The organism is Candidatus Cryosericum hinesii, from assembly GCF_003570985.1.
Classification (GTDB): domain Bacteria; phylum Caldisericota; class Caldisericia; order Cryosericales; family Cryosericaceae; genus Cryosericum; species Cryosericum hinesii.
On sequence record NZ_QXIW01000006.1, the window covers coordinates 1 to 16640 of the forward strand.

Consider the following 16640-nt stretch of genomic DNA (forward strand, 5'->3'; position numbering starts at 1 on the left):
TGTTCTCCCTGATACCCGCCAACACGTTTGCTGTTGCAGCATCCGACATTTCAGGTCATTGGGCACAAGTCAAGATTCAAAGCTGGATAGACAAGGGCCTGATAAAAGGGTATCCAGACGGTACGTTTAAACCTGATCAGAACGTAACCAGAGCCGAGTTTATGACACTCGCCAACCGTGCTTTTGGTTACACAACAGTTGTTCCAATAACCTATACGGATGTCAAGGCAGGGTCATGGTATGCGCCTGAAGTGGCGAAGGCTAAGGCCGCAGGCTATATTTCCGGGTATCCGGATGGCACCATGAGACCCGAAAACCCAATCACCCGTGAAGAAGTGGCAACGATTGTTGCGCGTATAAAGAACTTAACCTCCGATGCCAACGCTGCTGACAAGTACAGCGATGCGTCCAAGATCGGCAGCTGGAGTAAGGGACAGGTCGGCGCAGTAACGTCTGCAAAAATCATGCAGGGATACCCTGATGGCTCCTTTAAGCCGCAGGGACTCATGACAAGAGCAGAAGTTGTCGTTGCCTCAGACAATGCTCTGTATTATACAACACCTGTGGCAAACATAGCCGTAAGTGCTATTACCGTTACACCAACAACAATGGCGTTGACAGCAGGAGGAGCAACCGGAGCTATTACGGCAACTGTTGGTCCTTCAAAGGCGACAAACAAAATAGTAACGTGGTCATCGAGTAATGCAGCTGTAGCAACTGTTGCAGGCGGTGTAGTAACACCAGTAGCAGCAGGAGCGGCAGTCATCACTGCAACAACCGCACAAGGTAGCTTCACGGCAACTTGCACCGTAACAGTAACTGCTCCAGCACCAGCACCAGCCACCTACACCGTCACCTTTGACAGCCAGGGTGGAACTCCAACACCTGCTGCAATAACAGGCATCGCCTCTGGTGCTACAGTAACACTGCCAACAGCTCCAACCAAGACCGGCTATACCTTTGCAAGCTGGAACACGGTTGCAGTCGGTGGTGGTACAACATTTGATGCCTCGACACACGTCACAGCAAATGTCACCGTCTATGCGCAGTGGACCATCGACACCTTCACCTTGGCCTACACGGCAGGTGCAAACGGCACGATCACGGGCACGTCTCCTCAGACCGTGAACTATGGCACCGACGGTGCTCAGGTGACCGCCACTCCGAGCACGGGCTACCACTTCGTGAAATGGAGTGACGACGTCGCCACCGCTGCAAGGACGGACATCCACGTGACGGCGAACATCAGTGTCACCGCCACCTTCGCCATCGACACCTTCACCTTGGCCTACACGGCAGGTGCAAACGGCACGATCAGCGGCACGTCTCCTCAGATCGTGGACTACGGCGCTGACGGCACCGAGGTGACCGCCACTCCGAACACGGGTTACCATTTCGTGAAGTGGAGCGACGACAGCACCGCGAACCCCAGGACTGACACCAACGTGACGGGGGACATCACTGTCAGCGCTTCCTTCGCCGCCAACAGCGGAACGATCACGGTTGCGGCAGGCACTGGCGGAAGCATCACCTCCGCAACGTCTTTCGACCAGGCATACGGCGTAGCTGGGACCACCATCACGGCCAGCCCGAGTGCCGGCTACCACTTTGACACCTGGACGGCCACGACGAATCCTAGCTATGTTACCATCGCAACTGCTACCGATGTATCCACGACGGTCACCGCGACGTCCTCGATGCCAGCAACTGGTGGCGCTGCCACCATCACCGCCACCTTTGCCGCCAACAGCATCACGGTCACCATCGCTTCGGCCGGCAACGGAACCGTCACGCCAACGAGCCCCGTCACTCAGGTGTATGGAGCTGGTGGCACAGCGATCACTGCTACGCCAAGTGCCGGATACCACTTTGCCGGCTGGTCGGGAACGGTCAATGACACCTATGTCGCCATTGCGAATACAGCGCTTGCTTCTACGACATTCACTGCCACGACGTCAGCTGTCGACGGTGGTGCTGCCACCATCACAGCCACCTTCGCCGCCAACACCTTCGCCGTCACCTTTGATGGCCAGGGTGGGACACCAAGCCCTGCATCCATTCAAGTAACGTATGGCTCGACGTACGGGACCCTGGCTACGGTCACCAGGACCGGTTATACCTTTGCCGGGTGGTGGACCTTGGCAAGCGGCGGCACTCAAGTGACGTCGGCCTCCGCCGTGAGCATCACCGCGGCTCAAACCCTGTATGCGCAGTGGACAGCAGATAACGAAACCCTTACCTTTAACAGTAACAGTGGTTCTCCCGTCGCGGCTATTACCCAAGCCTTCGGTACTACGGTAAGTGCTCCGACAGCTCCAACAAGATCCGGTTGTACCTTTGTTGCCTGGTACAATGAAAGCGGGTTCGAGACGGTTCACACCTTTAGCACGATGGGCTTGAGCACCATTGTCTATGCCCAGTGGGCGGCTACCGTCACCTTCGACAAGAACGGCGGCGACAACGATGCCTCTCCCACGACCAGCACTGGCATCCTCCTCTACAGCGGGAGGGCAACCTTGCCGACGACCAACCCGACCTGGGCCGGCCACACCTTCGACAGCTGGAACACGCAGGCCGATGGACTCGGCACGGCATTCACGGCAGCTACGCAAGTCATCGCAACGATTACCGTCTATGCCAAGTGGCTAAGCAGTGATGCAACACTGTCATCAGGATCACTCGGAGGGGTGGGATTTCTAGGAACATCTGCAGGTGGAACTGACATCGCACCGTCCTCAGGATTAACCGTTACTGTACCGGCAGGAATGGAAGCTTTAGCATTGACGCCAGGCAATACAAAGTCGGCAATCTCGTTTACTACTAGTACGGGTGCCACGCCAGTCGATGGTGGCTATAATGTTCTCTATGTGGCAGGTGCACAATCCATCGACCTAACCGCCTTCGGCGGTAGTAGTGCTGATATCTGGGTGCGGGTAACAGCTGAGGACAGAACTACCAAGCTGTACTACCAGATTATTGTAACAGTAAGCGCGCCACTTAAGATTGGTGACCCCTATGGTGGCGGCAAAGTCGCCTACATTCTTCAGTCCGGTGAAACTATTAAAGACGCAAGCGGCAATGTTCTCTACAGTTACGATGCAAATGTGCAACATGGACTGATTGCAGCCCTGACTGACCAAAGCACAGGCATCATATGGGCAATTCCGGCCTGTCAATCAACTGGAGTCACTGGGACACTCGATTCGATAGGGTACGGCTCAGCAAACACGGACAAGATCATCGCCCAGAATGTCGGGGGGGGCACCACCTACGCAGCAGGTTTGGCACGAGCCTGCACTGACGGCGGCTTTAACGACTGGTACTTGCCGTCATCATCCGATTTGGCGCAGTTGTATTCCAACCGGAGTCTAATCGGAAATTTCAATAACGCCCTCTACTACTGGAGTTCCTATCAGTCCGGTGCCACCGCCGCGTGGACCACGTACTTCGCCACCGGTAGCGGCGCGACCGAACTCAAGAGCAGCACCCAGGCCGTTCGGGCCGTCCGGAACTTCTAGTCTTTAGTAGCTCAGTAGTGTGTGGTCAAGGGGGCAGCGATGCCCCCTTGACCGTGAATCGGCAATGGCGCTCTATTACGACTTGAACGTCTTCAAGGATATGTACCGGTTGACCCTCAAGATGGTTGAGGACACACAGGGGTTTCCCCCGTGAGCACAAGTACACTCTTGGCCAGGACATGAAACGAGATGCTATCGTTCTGGTAAGAAGCATTTACCGGGCGAACAAGGCAAGAAGCAAGACTGAGGACCTTGAAGCATTTCTGGACGATGTCGAGATCTTGAAACTCGAGGTCCGCCTGTGTGCCGATATGAAGATCCTCTCCATCAAGAAACAGGCTGAACTTGCGCTGTTGATGGACGGGATAGGCAAACAGATGACGGGCTGGCGTAATGCGGGTTTGTCATGAGTGCCGGAATTCCGGCGATATGGGGTCAGCTGGTAATTCCACCATGCGTGGTACATTCACTGCCTCAGACGGAGACATGGATTCCCGCCTGCGCGGGAATGACAGAGGGTGCGGGAAGGACAGATCAAGGGATGGATTCCCGCTTCCGCCGAAAGCACCCCTCGGATTGAACAAAAGTCCTCGGGGGGGAATGACAGAGGGTGCGGGAATGACAGAAGGCCGCTTGACAAGAAACCGCCCCCCGATACCCTGCATGCAGGGGTAGCATACCTTGAAGCTGCACCCAATTGACAGGAGGTACCCATGCAGTACAAGATCATGTATCAGCCGTCTTACTCCTTGCTCGAGCTGCAGCTCGACCCGTCCGAATCCGTCCTCGCCGAATCAGACGCCATGGTCAGCATGACGCCGAACGTCAAGATGGACACAGGGGCCAAGGGAGGTCTTTTTGGCGCATTGAAGCGATCCATCGGTGGGGAGAGCATGTTCCAGAACACGTTCACGGCTCAGGACGGACTTGGCACAGTGACATTCGCCCCGACCATGGTGGGGGACATCGCAGCTCGCGAGATGAGGGGCGAGAGCCTGTTCGTCCAGTCAGGCTCATTTCTTGCGTCATCTCCGACGATCGAGCTCGATACCAAATGGGGCGGCGCCCGGACGTTTTTCTCCAGTGAGGGGTTGTTTGTCCTCAAGGCGACCGGCGTGGGCATGTTCTTCATGTCCAGCTATGGTGCCATCCATGCGGTCACACTTGCTCCGGGAGAGCAGCTGGTCATGGATACTGGTCATATGGTCGCCTTCGACGCGACGATGGGGTACCACGTCCGGACGGTCGGAGGTCTGAAGCAGACACTGTTCTCCGGTGAGGGTCTGGTTGTGGATCTCACTGGACCAGGCACGATCTATATGCAGACGCGCAACTTTGGAGCTTTCGTGAATTTCCTGGTCCCCAAACTGCCCTTCAAACGCGACTGATCGTCGCTCCCGCAAGAGGAAAAGGCCGGCAGCATTGCCGGCCTTTTCGCATGGAAAAATATTCACGGGCACTGACTGGTCGGCAGAACTACTCGATGACGATGACCTCTGGCGCTGTCGCTGTCATGTTACTCTGGACAAGGGCTGCGCGTTCGGCGACGATTGCCCTGAGATCCCCGTCCTGTGCCAGTTCTTCGCGTTTGAGCAGCAGGACGTCGTCGCGACGGTCAAGCTGTCCTCTCTCGACAAGAAGATCCCCCGCGTGCAGCAGGAGCATCCGGGCGTGTGACAGCGACTTGGCGATGTAGAACCAGGCCTTTTCGGTAACGGCGGACGTCCGTATCATCGCCTGGTACCTCTTCCTGAGCAGGACGTCGTTGCCACCGGGCAGCGAATCCAGCCAGGCGAGCGGATCACGGGCTGCTTCCACACGAGTCGCCGCTCCAGTTTCGCGTGCCCGCAGCAGGGCAACAGGAAGCAGGTCGCTGCGTTCCTGCAGGGTCGGAGATCCAACGTCCACGATCGATGTCCTGAAGAAGGAGAACGTCCGCAGGAAGGCTTCCAGATCGCGCTCGACGGTGATGTCTGTACACAGGGCGCGCAGGGCCTGTTCGGAATCACCCTTCGCCATCGCTTCGGCAGCGAGGCGCGCGGTATCGTCGGAGACCCTGGCTGCGATGCGGTCGAGGTGCGTCCACGGGTCCAGGCCGGCCGTGTCGCCGGCTGCCTCCAGTGCCTCGACGAAGCGGTCCTGAATGCCGCGGTGTGCCAGCGCACGCTTCAGATCGTCTGCCCGGAACGAAGACGAAACTAGCAGCAGGAGGAGGTCCAGAGCGAGAGGACGCGTGAAGGTCAACAGCTGTTGCAGGCTGGTCAGCGTCTCGTCGCTGGTCAGGGCATCGACCTGGGCACTGTCCAGCTCTGCGAGGCGGGTACTGTTGTCGCTGATCCATCGCTGCAGGCGGGGCACGGCAAGCCGAACAGCTACCGCTGCCCGGGACGCGCGTGGAAGACGGATGAACGACTCGGCGGGCAGCTTGATGCCGGCAGTTGTTTGCTGCAGCAGCACGTCGTCCAGTGCGCCTGGCGGCAGCCCTGCGTGGTCGAGCAGGTAGCGGGCGAAGGTCAAGTCGATGTAAACGGAACCGTCGAACTCTCTTGCGACATCCGGTGGAACCGATGGTGCCCGGTTTCCGAGCAGCAGTGTCCCGACGTCCTGCAACAAATCGTGGAGAAGTTCGACGACGATACCGGCTGCCATCGGACCCAGTGGACGTGGTGTCAGACGAGCCAGTGAACGTCGTGAGAACGTTCGTGCGCCAAGGTGTGCTGGGGCAGGAAGGGCAGACAGGAACGTCAGTTCCTGGCCGTCCCAGATCCAGTCGAGGGTGCAGGGCATGGCAATGCGGTCGCCGAGGAGCACGGCCAGGCGCGCAGACTGGATAATTGGACGTTCGTCAGCGGGTGATGGCGTTGGCCGGCGGAGGACCTCTCCGGTCGTGCTGACAGTCCACTCCCAGGCAGCGGTTTCACCATCGCTTGCCCCCAGTGTGCACTGCACTATGGCATTCAACTCCCCAAGGCTGGCATTCGGCGACCAGGCGCGGCCCGAGAGTCCGGGGTGGAGCTCGGCGCGTTGTACGAGGACCGCCATGGAAACGGTCGACAGGTACTCGGCTTCCGTCACACCGGCGTCACGGGCTCTCTGGATGGTCTGAATATCCAGAAGTCGCAGCCATGATTCCCGGATGCCGTCTTGCAATTCTGCGAGTCCGTGGAAGATCTCCGCTGTGTCGAAGGTCGCAGGGTCGAACCAGGACCAGGCTCGTGGCACGACCGGGGAGCATCGTTCCATGATGTCGGGACCGACCGATTCGACAAGCCGGGTGAAGGAGGAATCGTCGGCAGAGAAGTCGTACTTTTCCAGCGCACGCCGGGCGTCAGCCAGCGTTTTTGCTCCCGCAAGGGCATGACGATATGTGATTCCGGGCAGGACAAATGTCTCAGTGACGTTGAAGCTGGCTGCAATCATGGCAAGGGTGGCCTGGCCAGCCATGCCGGCGTCACGAAGAGGCAGGAGGCGTCGTTCCTGCAATCGGATCCATTTCATCGTGATACCGTGACCGGGATGATGGCGCCGACCCCGAGGAGACCGATAAAGATAGTAAGGAACACGGCAGCAAGGATCCGTCGCGTCTTGAGTTCAGTGCAAGCGTACTGTGCCATCAGGTCACCTCAATTGGCCGCTCATATGCTCAAATGAAGCCTTTGAGTTCAAAGACGACAGTATCGTATCTGTGCGTGGGAGGGCTTGAATTGATCCGACGTGAGCATCTGACCACAGACATGGACGGTTCCAGACTGGCGGAGAGGGTGGGATTTGAACCCACGAGGCAGGGGTTACCCACCTACTCGCTCTCCAGGCGAGTGCTTTCAGCCGCTCAGCCACCTCTCCGCATGGTAGGAACACGAACAGAACAAGTATAGGGAAAACGTTCCCAGATGCAACGAATTGGGAGCAAACGGCGGACTATTCCGGGGGTCCCGGCTCAGCCTGTTTCTGGCTGGCCAGGCTTCCCAGGACGTAAATAGTGTTCTTGCCACTTTTCTTGGCCTGGTACATCGCAAGATCGGCGAGCAGGAGCAGATTCTTTGGGTCAGACACGCGGTCCTCGAAGCTTGTGACGCCACCGCTCAGTGTGACCAAGGTACGGAAGTGGCGGTGGTCACGACCACTGTTGCGTTCGACGGACGCGCGAATACGCTCGGCGGCCTTGCGCGCGTCGGTGGGAGAGGCCCCCGGCATCAGGATGACGAACTCCTCGCCGCCGTACCTATAGGCTGAATCGACAGTCCGGATGCTATGGCGCAGGATGTCCGCGATGCCCTGGAGGGCGAGGTTTCCATCCAGATGGGAGTAGGTGTCGTTGTACTTCTTGAAGTCGTCGATATCGAAGAACAGGAGGGAGAACTCCTCACCAAACCGTGCTGTGCGCTCCGACTGCTCGATGGAGTGTGTCACGAACGCGCGATAGTTGCCCAGGCCCGTCAACTCGTCGGTCACCGAGAGCTCATCGATGCGATGGACGTAGAGGATGTTCTCGGCGACCAGGCTGCAGTCTGAGACGAAAGCCTCCACCATATGCCGTTCTTCATCTGTCAGAAGCACGGGGCGTTTGAACGATACGTACAGGACACCGTACAGGACACCTTCGAGCGTTATGCGGAGGGTCAGCTCGGTCATGGCCGCTGGGGCGAGCGGGACCATCGTGTTCGAGACTTCAGCGTGGACGACCGCAAGGCTGGGACTACTGAACGCTTCGCCCAGAATACCCGGCTCGACCCCGGGTTCGGGAGTGAACCCGAAGATGTCGGCCTGGCTGACAACCAGCTGTCTGGATCCTGCTTCGAAGGGGATGTATGCCGATGCGTCCGCCTCCATGGCATCCTGCAGCTTGTGAGCCGTGGCAGCCAGGAACTGTCGCAGGTCTGTGCGTTTGAAGGAGTTGTCGAGCAGTTCCCTCGCCGCGAGTCGATACTTCGTGAGCAGGGCGGAGCGCTGCTTCACGAAGATCTTCTGTACGATGGACTCCGCATAGGCCATGAAGAGGTCGAATGCACTGGTTTCGCTGACTGTCAGCAGTCTGTGTTCTCCGATACCCACGATAACGAAGCCGACGAGGCGCTGCTCGAAGTCAAGCTGACGCACCATCAGGTCGCGGTCCTGCAATAGGCCGGTGACCGAGCGTGACAGCGAGTGTGTCATATCCAGTCGAGCCCGCAACTCGCTTTCGAAGACACGGACAGGTTCCGCCCCTTTTGTGCTGGCGGCCCGGATGGCAGTCCAGGGGCGTGCCGTGTTACCCGCGTTTTCCAGCAGGATGACACTCCCTGGCCCTGGCAGGATTCGCCACAGAAGGCGACTGAGATGCGCTGTTGCCTGTTCGGCTGTTGAGACGTCGATGTTTTCCAGCTCTGCCCTGTTGATGGCTTCGCGGATGTTACGCTGCTCTTTGACTTCTTCCCAGATCAACCTTCCCTGCAGGAATTCCTGTACCTCCCCGGCAATCGCCAGGACGTCCGCGGAGACGTCGCTGGTGAAGTAGTCACTCTGGCTGTTTTCCAGGCTGAGCACGGCGATGACCCGCCCTTCTGCATTCTTCATCGGGATGGCCAGTTCACTGCGCGTGGCCTCATCGGCCATGATGTAGTTGGCATACTCGGCGGTGTTGGGGACGTTGACGATCGCTCGCTCACGCAGCGCCTGCCCAATGGCTCCCGCTCCTCCGTTCATGCGTGCAATGATCTCCTGAGGTGGGACAGGGGACTTGGGTGGCGGTACCGCAAAGAACCGGGTGAAGCGGTCGTTTTCCACCATCAGCAGATTGATGCGCGACAGCTGGAACGCGTTGCTCATGATGGAGAGGAAGCTGTTGATCTCCTTGTCGAACGGCAGGGCGGAGACGATGGCTGACGAGAGCTGGTTGGTGACTGTCAACGTGAAGTTCTTGCGCCTCAGTGCCTCCATGATCGTGGCATTGTCCAGCACCGAGGCGGCGATGTTCGCGAACGATGTGAACAGGGCCAGGTCGTCTTCGTTGAAGGGATTCTCGACGCCAATGCGGCTGACAGAGACGAGACCGTACTTCTGGTTGCCCTTGCGCAGTGGAGCAGCCATCATCGATTCGGGCTCTTCGGGCGTCCCATAGATCTGCATGGCGCGCGGGTCCAACAGGGCGTTCTTGATGAGTTCGGGGGCGTCGCCGTCGAAAATCTTGCCCAGAATTCCCTGTCCCCGTCGGATGTGCAGGTGTGAGAGAGCTTCGCGATATTCGCTCTTGGCGGCGACAACGGACAGGCCCTCCATGTCCGCGTCGATGGTGGCAACGATAGCGTCGTCGGCCGAGAAGAACAGCGCTGCACGGTCCGTGATGGCCTCCAGAACCTGCTGATAGGCCTGAGACGCGGCCATATCCCGGATAATGGCGGTAAGGAAGGACAACTTGTGGAACGTGGCCTGCATGCGGTCCTTGTCACGATTGACATCAGTGACACGGGTATCCATGGCGCGAAGCCTGCGCCTGACATGTTCGTCGGCAGCATATGACAGGATCCCCACACCCGCAACAGCTAGCATCCCTGCCCCGATGTCTCCCCAGTTGGCTGACCGGAGCGCTTGCATGAAGCCGCCGCCCTGCTGCTGAGCAATCGACAATCCCTGGCTTGCCACAAGACTTGCAAGGGCTGCCGTCAGGTACAGGGGAAAGTGCCCGTTCTGCAGGACGATGGATGCAATGACGATGAAGGCGCCACTGACGATGAAACTGAGGTCAAACGGCAGGACGCGTGTTCCGCCATAGAACGCGGGTCTACCCATCAGCAGGGGGCTGCCCATCGCGCCCAGGAAGAGGTTCATGGCAATGCCGTCGAAGAGGATCTGGTGCCGGAGGATGGCGCGCGCTATCCTGCTGTGAGGCGCGAAGCGGTCTACGAGATCAATCGAGACGTTGAAGACGATTGCGGTGACAAGCAGCCCGGGCAGAAGCACGAGTCCGATGGACCGAGGGGGCTGACTGAGCATGACAAAAAGCCACCAGACGCTGCCTCCAGCAATGATGACATACCGGAGCAGAATGAATATCCTGGTTATGTTGCGTTCGGCAGGTTTCACGGTGTGCAAGCCCTTTCCATAGAGAAACTATAGCGTTCCCATGGAAAATGCAAACCGCAGCGCAAGTCTCTCGCTGACGGGTCTGGGCGGGCGTCAGGGAGAGCTTGTCAACAAGATGGCAGTCTAGAGGCTGAGCAGAACCTCGACAACGCGCGAGGAGGCGAGAATAATGAGGAACGAGGCGCCGGCCAGAGCGAAGGCCAGGACTGGCGTCCAGCGGGCCGTCCGTCCGTCTTGCGGTTCGGTTGTTGTCAGGACATGGCGCAGCACGTGCTCCGGTACCGTCACGCCGTCGACAGCCACGTGATAGTGTGTCCGAAGCAACTGGTCAAGCTCGTCGTCACTGTGTTCGATGATCACGATGTGCCTCCATGAAGGCCTTCAGCTCTTCCTTCGCGCGAAAGAGGCGCGATTTGACGGTTCCGACCGGCTTCCCGATGAGTTGTGCAATCTTCTCGTAGGGCATCTCCTTGTAATAATAGAAGTACAACACGTCTCTCAGATCGCCCGGGAGGTGCCGCATACCTGCTGCGACATCCTGTACGGTCTCGGCTTGCACCGGATCATACCCCGTTCCGTCCGGACCCGGCTGCGGCAGGGCCTCTCCCGGGGCCAGCAGGAGCAGCTCCCGGGCCTTGCGCTGGCGAAAGCTGCTTGCTTCATTCATAGCAATCCTCATGACCCACGTCGTTGGGCTGGAGTCACCGCGAAAGGACGGGAGGAAACGACGCACCTTGAAGAACGTGGATTGGAAGACGTCGTCCGCGTCGAACCGGTTGCCCATTCGTGAGACCAGGTACGCGTAGATTTCATCTGCACAACTATTCATAAGCGTCTCGAAATCCAGGAGCATCGATGCTAGAAGAAATCCGTCAGGCTTGGCAGGATGAGATACCGGTACAGCAGGACGATGGCCAGTGCCCCGATCCAGCTGACGACCAGTGTTGCGGCGAACGCGATTCCCCACCATGACACGGCTTGTCTGAAGGACAGTCCCAGCATCGCCGAAACGACCAGACACGCGACTACGAAGGCTGCGACGAACCAGAGGACCGCCCACGGCAGTTCCTGGAACAGCGTGTCCCGGACAAATGAAAATCGCAGCAACGCCGTCGTGCGAGGCAGGATCAACGGCCCAAACAGCAGAAGAAACGAGATGGTAGACACCAGGAATGCCTTGAACCAGGAAAGTCTGACGGGCAGACGATACGCGTCGTAGCGCACCATGAACAGCATGACAAACGGTGCGACGACGACACCGCCCAGCAACCCGGTCAGTCGAGCCGTAATAAGGCCCGGAATGATGCCAAACATCTTCCGCCTTATCCTCCCATCTGTGTCAGCTGGGTATGCAGGAGTTTGCACCTCACCACAAGAAGCCGGGTCCGCGTGATGGTTGTCAGGAAACGCGCCTGTCCTGCAGTACCTCTCTTCAGAAGTATCCATGAGGCTTCTACACGCTTCTCGGTGGCCAGTGCGAGGATGTCGGCGAGAAGGCGGCCACTGGCATGCTGGTCCCGGACAACGCGTCGGGTTGCGCTGTTCACCTGATCGAGTGCAGTCAGATAGGTGCGGACGAGGAGACGGTACTGTGGCGTAGTCCCCTTGAGTGAGTGCGCAAAGAGCACTTCAGCGGTGACATAGGCCGCCAACTCGTGCGCAGCGTCCGAAGTCGTCTTATTGTGAGTCCTGTAGAGGTCCAGATCGGCGGTGAACGTCGACGCCGCACTGGCGACCGGTGCCAGGAGTGAACAACACAGCAAGCCCACGATCAGGCAGGAAATCAATCTTAGTTTTCTCATCACATCACCCGCTATTAGACGGCCGATGATCCGACATTGTTCAACGGATGGGCGCAGTCCTGCCCGGGCCGGAGGCTAGCTCTTATGACTCAGCTCCAGGAAGGCCTGCAGCGCTTCCTCAAAGCGTGAATCTTCCAGCAGACCGTTGGCGTATCGCATTGTTACATGAGCGGGTTCGGCCGGTTGCGAGGGCCGTTCGGAAGAAGCGGGCTCGGCTACGGATATTGGCTCCCGATTGGTGGGGGAAATCGGCTGAGGGATACTGGACACGGGGGTGGCTTCGACCGGAGCACGGGACATCGGAGCCGGCGTGGGGGTGGGCCGCAAGTCGCGTGCGATGAGCTGTGCCTGTTCCAGCATACTTACCATGTGGGCCATGACGGGCTGTGAGGGACCTGCCGGCTCCTCGCTCGCCAGGGACACGACCGCGGGGGAAATCTCGGGAGGTGCTTCCGGCTCAGGAACCTGAGGTTGTTGTGAAATGCCCGGCAGGATGAACGTTTTCTCAAGCGAGGCAGCTTCTCTTTCCCCCAGCGGCGTCAGGGCCGTGATGTCGAAAGCCTCCGCTTCCGTTGTTTCAATGAGGTTCTCCAACTCCCGAACGGGCAGTACCCCGGCAAAGATAGAGTCGGGAAGGTCCTCGAGAGACTTGATGAAGTTGATATGGCGCAGCGTCTCCTCATCAAGGTTGGAGTAGCCCAGACCGGTGGCCCGGTCGTTGAGTGGATCGACCTCGAGCAGGCGCCGGACGAAGAGCTCTCCTTTCTGATGGTCACCAAGCTGGTCGTCATACGTCTTCCATAGCAGATAGAGTCTCTCAGGAAATGCTTCATAACTTGCCAGGCCGGTCTCGAGAAGGGCGAGGGCCTCACGGATCTTGCCGCTGCGTCGCTGCAGAGAAGCAAACAGTGCCTTCAGCACAGGGTCGGTCGGGTTCTGTTCGACCAGTTGCTGCACGTCGGTCTCGGTCATGTCCGGGACGCGCAGCCTGAGGTTGCTGTATGCTGCGAGAAGCGGGTTCTGGAGTTGGGCGGCATAGATGGCACTGCGGTTGTGGAGTCTGAGGTCGGTGAGGAAGGTGTTGTCAGAGGAGAGCGAGAGACACTTCAGGAACGCGAGTCTGGCTTCGTCGGTGCGCTGAAGAGCCAGCAGGATGCTCGCGTGGACCAGATGGCAGAGGGGGCTGGCAGGATCGATGTTGAGCGCGTACCGGCTTTCGATGAGCGCTTCGCTGGGTTTATCGCGAAGGTAGTACCCGAGTGCGATGGCCAGCTGGACGCGCAGGCTCTTGGAAGAGACCGACAGCGATGCTTCCAGGGCGGACTTGAGTGCATCCTGCGGTCGATTGGAGAGAATGTACAGATACGTCTTGCCGACGCTGACCAGGCCGTCGCGCGGGTTGCGCTCGGACATTGCCTCGTACAGATTCAGCCGTTCGCCCAGGTTTTCCTGTATCATTGCGTCACCTCTCCTCGGTCATTATTGCCCTCGGCGTTGTTTTGTCAAAGCATTCTGGAGCGGCAATGCCCTGTAAAACGGGAGCACGTCGTCACTCCCACTTAACGCAGGAGCGACACCAGGTTCCAGCCCCAGTTGACCATGGCGCCAAGGGTGAGCGCGAGCACGATCTCTCCTGCACTGACGAGCGCCGCACGGCGATTGCCGAACTCGCGTTTCAGTGCAGCGATAGTGCTGACACAGGGGACGTAGAGCATGACGATCAGAGCGAAGACGTACATCTGCTGAGGTGTCATGACTGTCCCAAACTGGGATGTATGCATCAGCGTGGCCAGCATGATGAGCGCAAGCTCTTTGCGCAGGACGCCAAAGATGAGGACGACCAGCGCCACAGGAGGGAGCCCCAGGACACCCTGAGTGAAGGGCGCCGCCCATGTCGTGAGAGGAATCAGCCACCCCAGTTTGTCGACAACATAGAGGACGATGGAGCCGGCCGCGATGATGGGGAACGCAAAGATCACGAAATCCTTGAGCCTGAACCAGGTCTGCTTGAGCGTGATGCGCAAGGGCGGCCACTTCAGCTTGGGCATCTCCATGATGAGTCCTGGATTGGTCCCCGGGATGAAACGGTTCAGCACGCGGCCGACGATGAAGACGATGATGAGGCTGATGATGTACAACGACAGCGCGGGCCAGAAACCCATGAAGGCGCCCACGAGTCCCAGGATGACGACCGTGCGCGCTGAGCATGGGACGAGCGTCGCAAGCACACCGGCGATGAAGCGGTCCCGGTCGCGTTCCATGATCCGTGTCCCCAGGACTGCGGGTACGTTGCATCCAAACCCGAGGATGATGGGGATGAAAGCCTTGCCGTGCAGACCCATACGGTGCATGATGGCGTCGGTGAGAAATGCCATGCGCGCCAGGTATCCCGAGTTCTCCAGGAACGACAGGATGATGTAGAACGGTACGATATAGGGAAGGGCGACGGAGACGCCCGCCAGGATACCCTGCAAGATGCCACCCCACAGGAAGTCCCGCAGCCACGGGACAATGGGGAGAGCCATGAAAACCTTTTGGAGAGAGCTGAAGAGGGCATCCAGGGTGGAGGAGAGCCGGCCTCCCAGGACGAAGATGAGACCGAAAACAGCGAACATGACGGCGACCAGCACCACCCATCCGAAAACGCGATGGAGCAGGACCTTGTCCAGGCGGTCGCCCGGCGCGTCGTCGCGTCGTTCGGGTCGCCGTACCGATGCGGCGACAATGCGGGCACAGGCACTGTACCGTTCCGCGGACATGATGCTGGCGCCCGATTCTCCGTGGATCTGTTCCAGGTCGTGCGCAAGTTTGGCTGCCATTGCAGTTACAGAAGCACACGCTCCGCAGCGGCCCACGATCTCAGCGTCTCCTTCCAGCATTTTGATGGCGAGGAAACGCGGAGCGTAATGGACCAGGTTGTCAGGGAGTGCGATCGTCGACAGTTCCGTCTCGACCGCCAGAATGGCGCCCTCGACCTCCTTGCCGTAGGTCAGCGGCGCGACGGGGGGTCTGCCGGCCGTCGCCAGGCAGGCGTCGACCAGAGCGTCGAGTCCTTTGCCGGCAGCTCCCGACGTGCGGACGACGGGTACGCCCAGGAGCGAAGAAAGCTTCGCTTCGTCAATGACCAGACCCTCCCTGACGGCGAGGTCGATGAGGTTGAGCGCCGTGACGAGCGGGGTGCCGAGCTCCCTGAGCTGAAGCGTGAAATACAGGTTGCGTTCCAGTACCGTCGAGTCGACCACGTTGACGACGACGTCCGGCTGGGCCTCAGCGATGAACTCGCGGCTGACCACCTCTTCCTGTGAGTAGGTCGACAGGGAATAGATGCCCGGCAGGTCGACGACCCGGATGTGCTTCCCCTTGTAGTCGAAGGAACCTTCTGCCAGTTCGACGGTCTTGCCCGGCCAGTTGCCGATGATCTGGTTCATGCCGGTCAGGGCATTGAAGATGACGGACTTGCCGACGTTTGCGTTGCCGGCCAGCGCGATAGTCAGGTCGAAACGTTCCCCGCGTACAACGCGGGGCGTGACCTCACAGCACTCCACTACCGGTTCTCCGGTGTGACAAGGACCTTCAGGGCAATGCCGCGCCCGAGAGCAACACACGCTCCATGGGCTTCGACCTCGACGGGTCCTCCGGATTGACGGTTGCAGACCGTCACGGTCGAACCCTGCCCCAGTCCCATGTCTTCGAGACGCCTGCGGACCACCTGGCCTCCGCGTATCCAGCGCACGCGGTAAGGTTTTCCCGTGTCTGCCTGGTCCAGCGTGACCGCTCCGAGGTCGACCATACTGGTCACCATGGCCATACGCTTCTCGAGGTCCGCGGCATCAGTGTCGGTCAGGACATGTTCCAGCTTGCATGCCTCTCTGTGGGCGGCATCCTTCCGCAGCCCAAGCATGCACAGCATACGCTCGGCCAGCTGATGCCGGCGCACGATGCGTCTGCCTGTCGCGCGTCCCTTCTTCGTGAGATTGAATGATGTCCCTTCGGTCGTGACATCGCCGGACATCACCAGGTCGAGCAGCAGGTCGGCGAGCCGCCTGCCGGCGAGGTCCTGGTCTGCCGCCAGGTCCGCGGCTGTCGAGGAGTGGTGTGCTTGCTCAAGACGGCAAAGCGCCTCCAGGCATTCCTCGCGGTCTTCCGACGTAACTGATTCGTTTTCGTTGCTCATGTGACACGGTCCTCTCTGACCGCTGCATGCGGTCTGCCGAGCTATGCCCGGTCGGTGACGCTGACCTTCCCTTGCGGGAGGTCTGCC

12 protein-coding genes and 1 tRNA gene are annotated in these 16640 nt (G+C 59.1%); 3 read left to right on the forward strand and 10 right to left on the reverse strand.

Going from position 1 to position 16640, the window contains the following annotated elements; genetic code table 11:
* From SMC3_RS01010 to SMC3_RS01020, 3 genes are all read left to right on the forward strand, one after another.
* Positions 1-3518 (forward strand): InlB B-repeat-containing protein (locus tag SMC3_RS01010; protein WP_119089722.1); only part of this gene is annotated, 3518 nt, incomplete at its 5' end.
* A 179-nt stretch (positions 3519-3697) separates the two neighbouring features.
* Positions 3698-3928, forward strand: coding sequence for a four helix bundle protein (locus SMC3_RS01015; RefSeq protein ID WP_243621599.1), 231 nt, complete (start codon positions 3698-3700; stop codon positions 3926-3928).
* Between the two features lie 303 nt (positions 3929-4231).
* Positions 4232-4906, forward strand: coding sequence for a TIGR00266 family protein (locus tag SMC3_RS01020; protein ID WP_119086827.1), 675 nt, complete (start codon positions 4232-4234; stop codon positions 4904-4906).
* An 88-nt stretch (positions 4907-4994) separates the two neighbouring features.
* Here SMC3_RS01020 and SMC3_RS01025 read toward each other — a convergent pair whose 3' ends face one another.
* From SMC3_RS01025 to SMC3_RS01070, 10 genes are all read right to left on the reverse strand, one after another.
* On the reverse strand, positions 4995-7016 hold the full coding sequence (locus SMC3_RS01025) for a hypothetical protein (RefSeq protein ID WP_126850761.1): 2022 nt from the start codon (positions 7014-7016) through the stop codon (positions 4995-4997).
* A 252-nt stretch (positions 7017-7268) separates the two neighbouring features.
* A tRNA-Ser gene (locus tag SMC3_RS01030) sits at positions 7269-7361 on the reverse strand.
* A gap of 75 nt (positions 7362-7436) precedes the next feature.
* Entirely contained in the window at positions 7437-10577 is a 3141-nt protein-coding gene (locus SMC3_RS01035) for a diguanylate cyclase (protein ID WP_126850762.1), read from the reverse strand.
* Between the two features lie 123 nt (positions 10578-10700).
* Entirely contained in the window at positions 10701-10937 is a 237-nt protein-coding gene (locus SMC3_RS01040; protein ID WP_119086830.1) for a hypothetical protein, read from the reverse strand.
* On the reverse strand, positions 10918-11406 hold the full coding sequence (locus SMC3_RS01045) for an RNA polymerase sigma factor (RefSeq protein WP_165846489.1): 489 nt from the start codon (positions 11404-11406) through the stop codon (positions 10918-10920). Before SMC3_RS01045 ends, SMC3_RS01040 begins: the two co-directional genes overlap by 20 nt.
* A gap of 29 nt (positions 11407-11435) precedes the next feature.
* A complete protein-coding gene (locus SMC3_RS01050) occupies positions 11436-11891 on the reverse strand; it encodes a hypothetical protein (protein ID WP_119086832.1) in 456 nt (151 codons plus the stop codon).
* Between the two features lie 8 nt (positions 11892-11899).
* Entirely contained in the window at positions 11900-12379 is a 480-nt protein-coding gene (locus SMC3_RS01055; RefSeq protein WP_126850763.1) for a hypothetical protein, read from the reverse strand.
* Between the two features lie 75 nt (positions 12380-12454).
* Positions 12455-13837, reverse strand: a complete 1383-nt coding sequence (locus tag SMC3_RS01060; protein ID WP_119086834.1) for a tetratricopeptide repeat protein — start codon at positions 13835-13837, stop codon at positions 12455-12457.
* 101 nt (positions 13838-13938) lie between these two features.
* Positions 13939-15924, reverse strand: a complete 1986-nt coding sequence (gene feoB, locus SMC3_RS01065) for a ferrous iron transport protein B (protein ID WP_165846490.1) — start codon at positions 15922-15924, stop codon at positions 13939-13941.
* Complete coding sequence (locus SMC3_RS01070) at positions 15924-16553, reverse strand: metal-dependent transcriptional regulator (protein ID WP_119086836.1); 630 nt, start codon at positions 16551-16553, stop codon at positions 15924-15926. The genes feoB and SMC3_RS01070 overlap by 1 nt, the downstream gene beginning before the upstream one ends.
* Between the last annotated feature and the right edge of the window lie 87 nt (positions 16554-16640).

What these genes read in the sequence shown, in the direction of transcription:
- SMC3_RS01015 (WP_243621599.1), top strand. Translation starts at nt 3,698, where the DNA reads ATGAAACGAGATGCTATCGTTCTGGTAAGAAGCATTTACCGGGCGAAC.
- SMC3_RS01020 (WP_119086827.1), top strand. Translation starts at nt 4,232, where the DNA reads ATGCAGTACAAGATCATGTATCAGCCGTCTTACTCCTTGCTCGAGCTG.
- SMC3_RS01025 (WP_126850761.1), bottom strand. Translation starts at nt 7,016, where the DNA reads ATGAAATGGATCCGATTGCAGGAACGACGCCTCCTGCCTCTTCGTGAC.
- SMC3_RS01045 (WP_165846489.1), bottom strand. Translation starts at nt 11,406, where the DNA reads ATGAATAGTTGTGCAGATGAAATCTACGCGTACCTGGTCTCACGAATG.
- SMC3_RS01050 (WP_119086832.1), bottom strand. Translation starts at nt 11,891, where the DNA reads ATGTTTGGCATCATTCCGGGCCTTATTACGGCTCGACTGACCGGGTTG.
- SMC3_RS01055 (WP_126850763.1), bottom strand. Translation starts at nt 12,379, where the DNA reads ATGAGAAAACTAAGATTGATTTCCTGCCTGATCGTGGGCTTGCTGTGT.
- SMC3_RS01060 (WP_119086834.1), bottom strand. Translation starts at nt 13,837, where the DNA reads ATGATACAGGAAAACCTGGGCGAACGGCTGAATCTGTACGAGGCAATG.
- SMC3_RS01070 (WP_119086836.1), bottom strand. Translation starts at nt 16,553, where the DNA reads ATGAGCAACGAAAACGAATCAGTTACGTCGGAAGACCGCGAGGAATGC.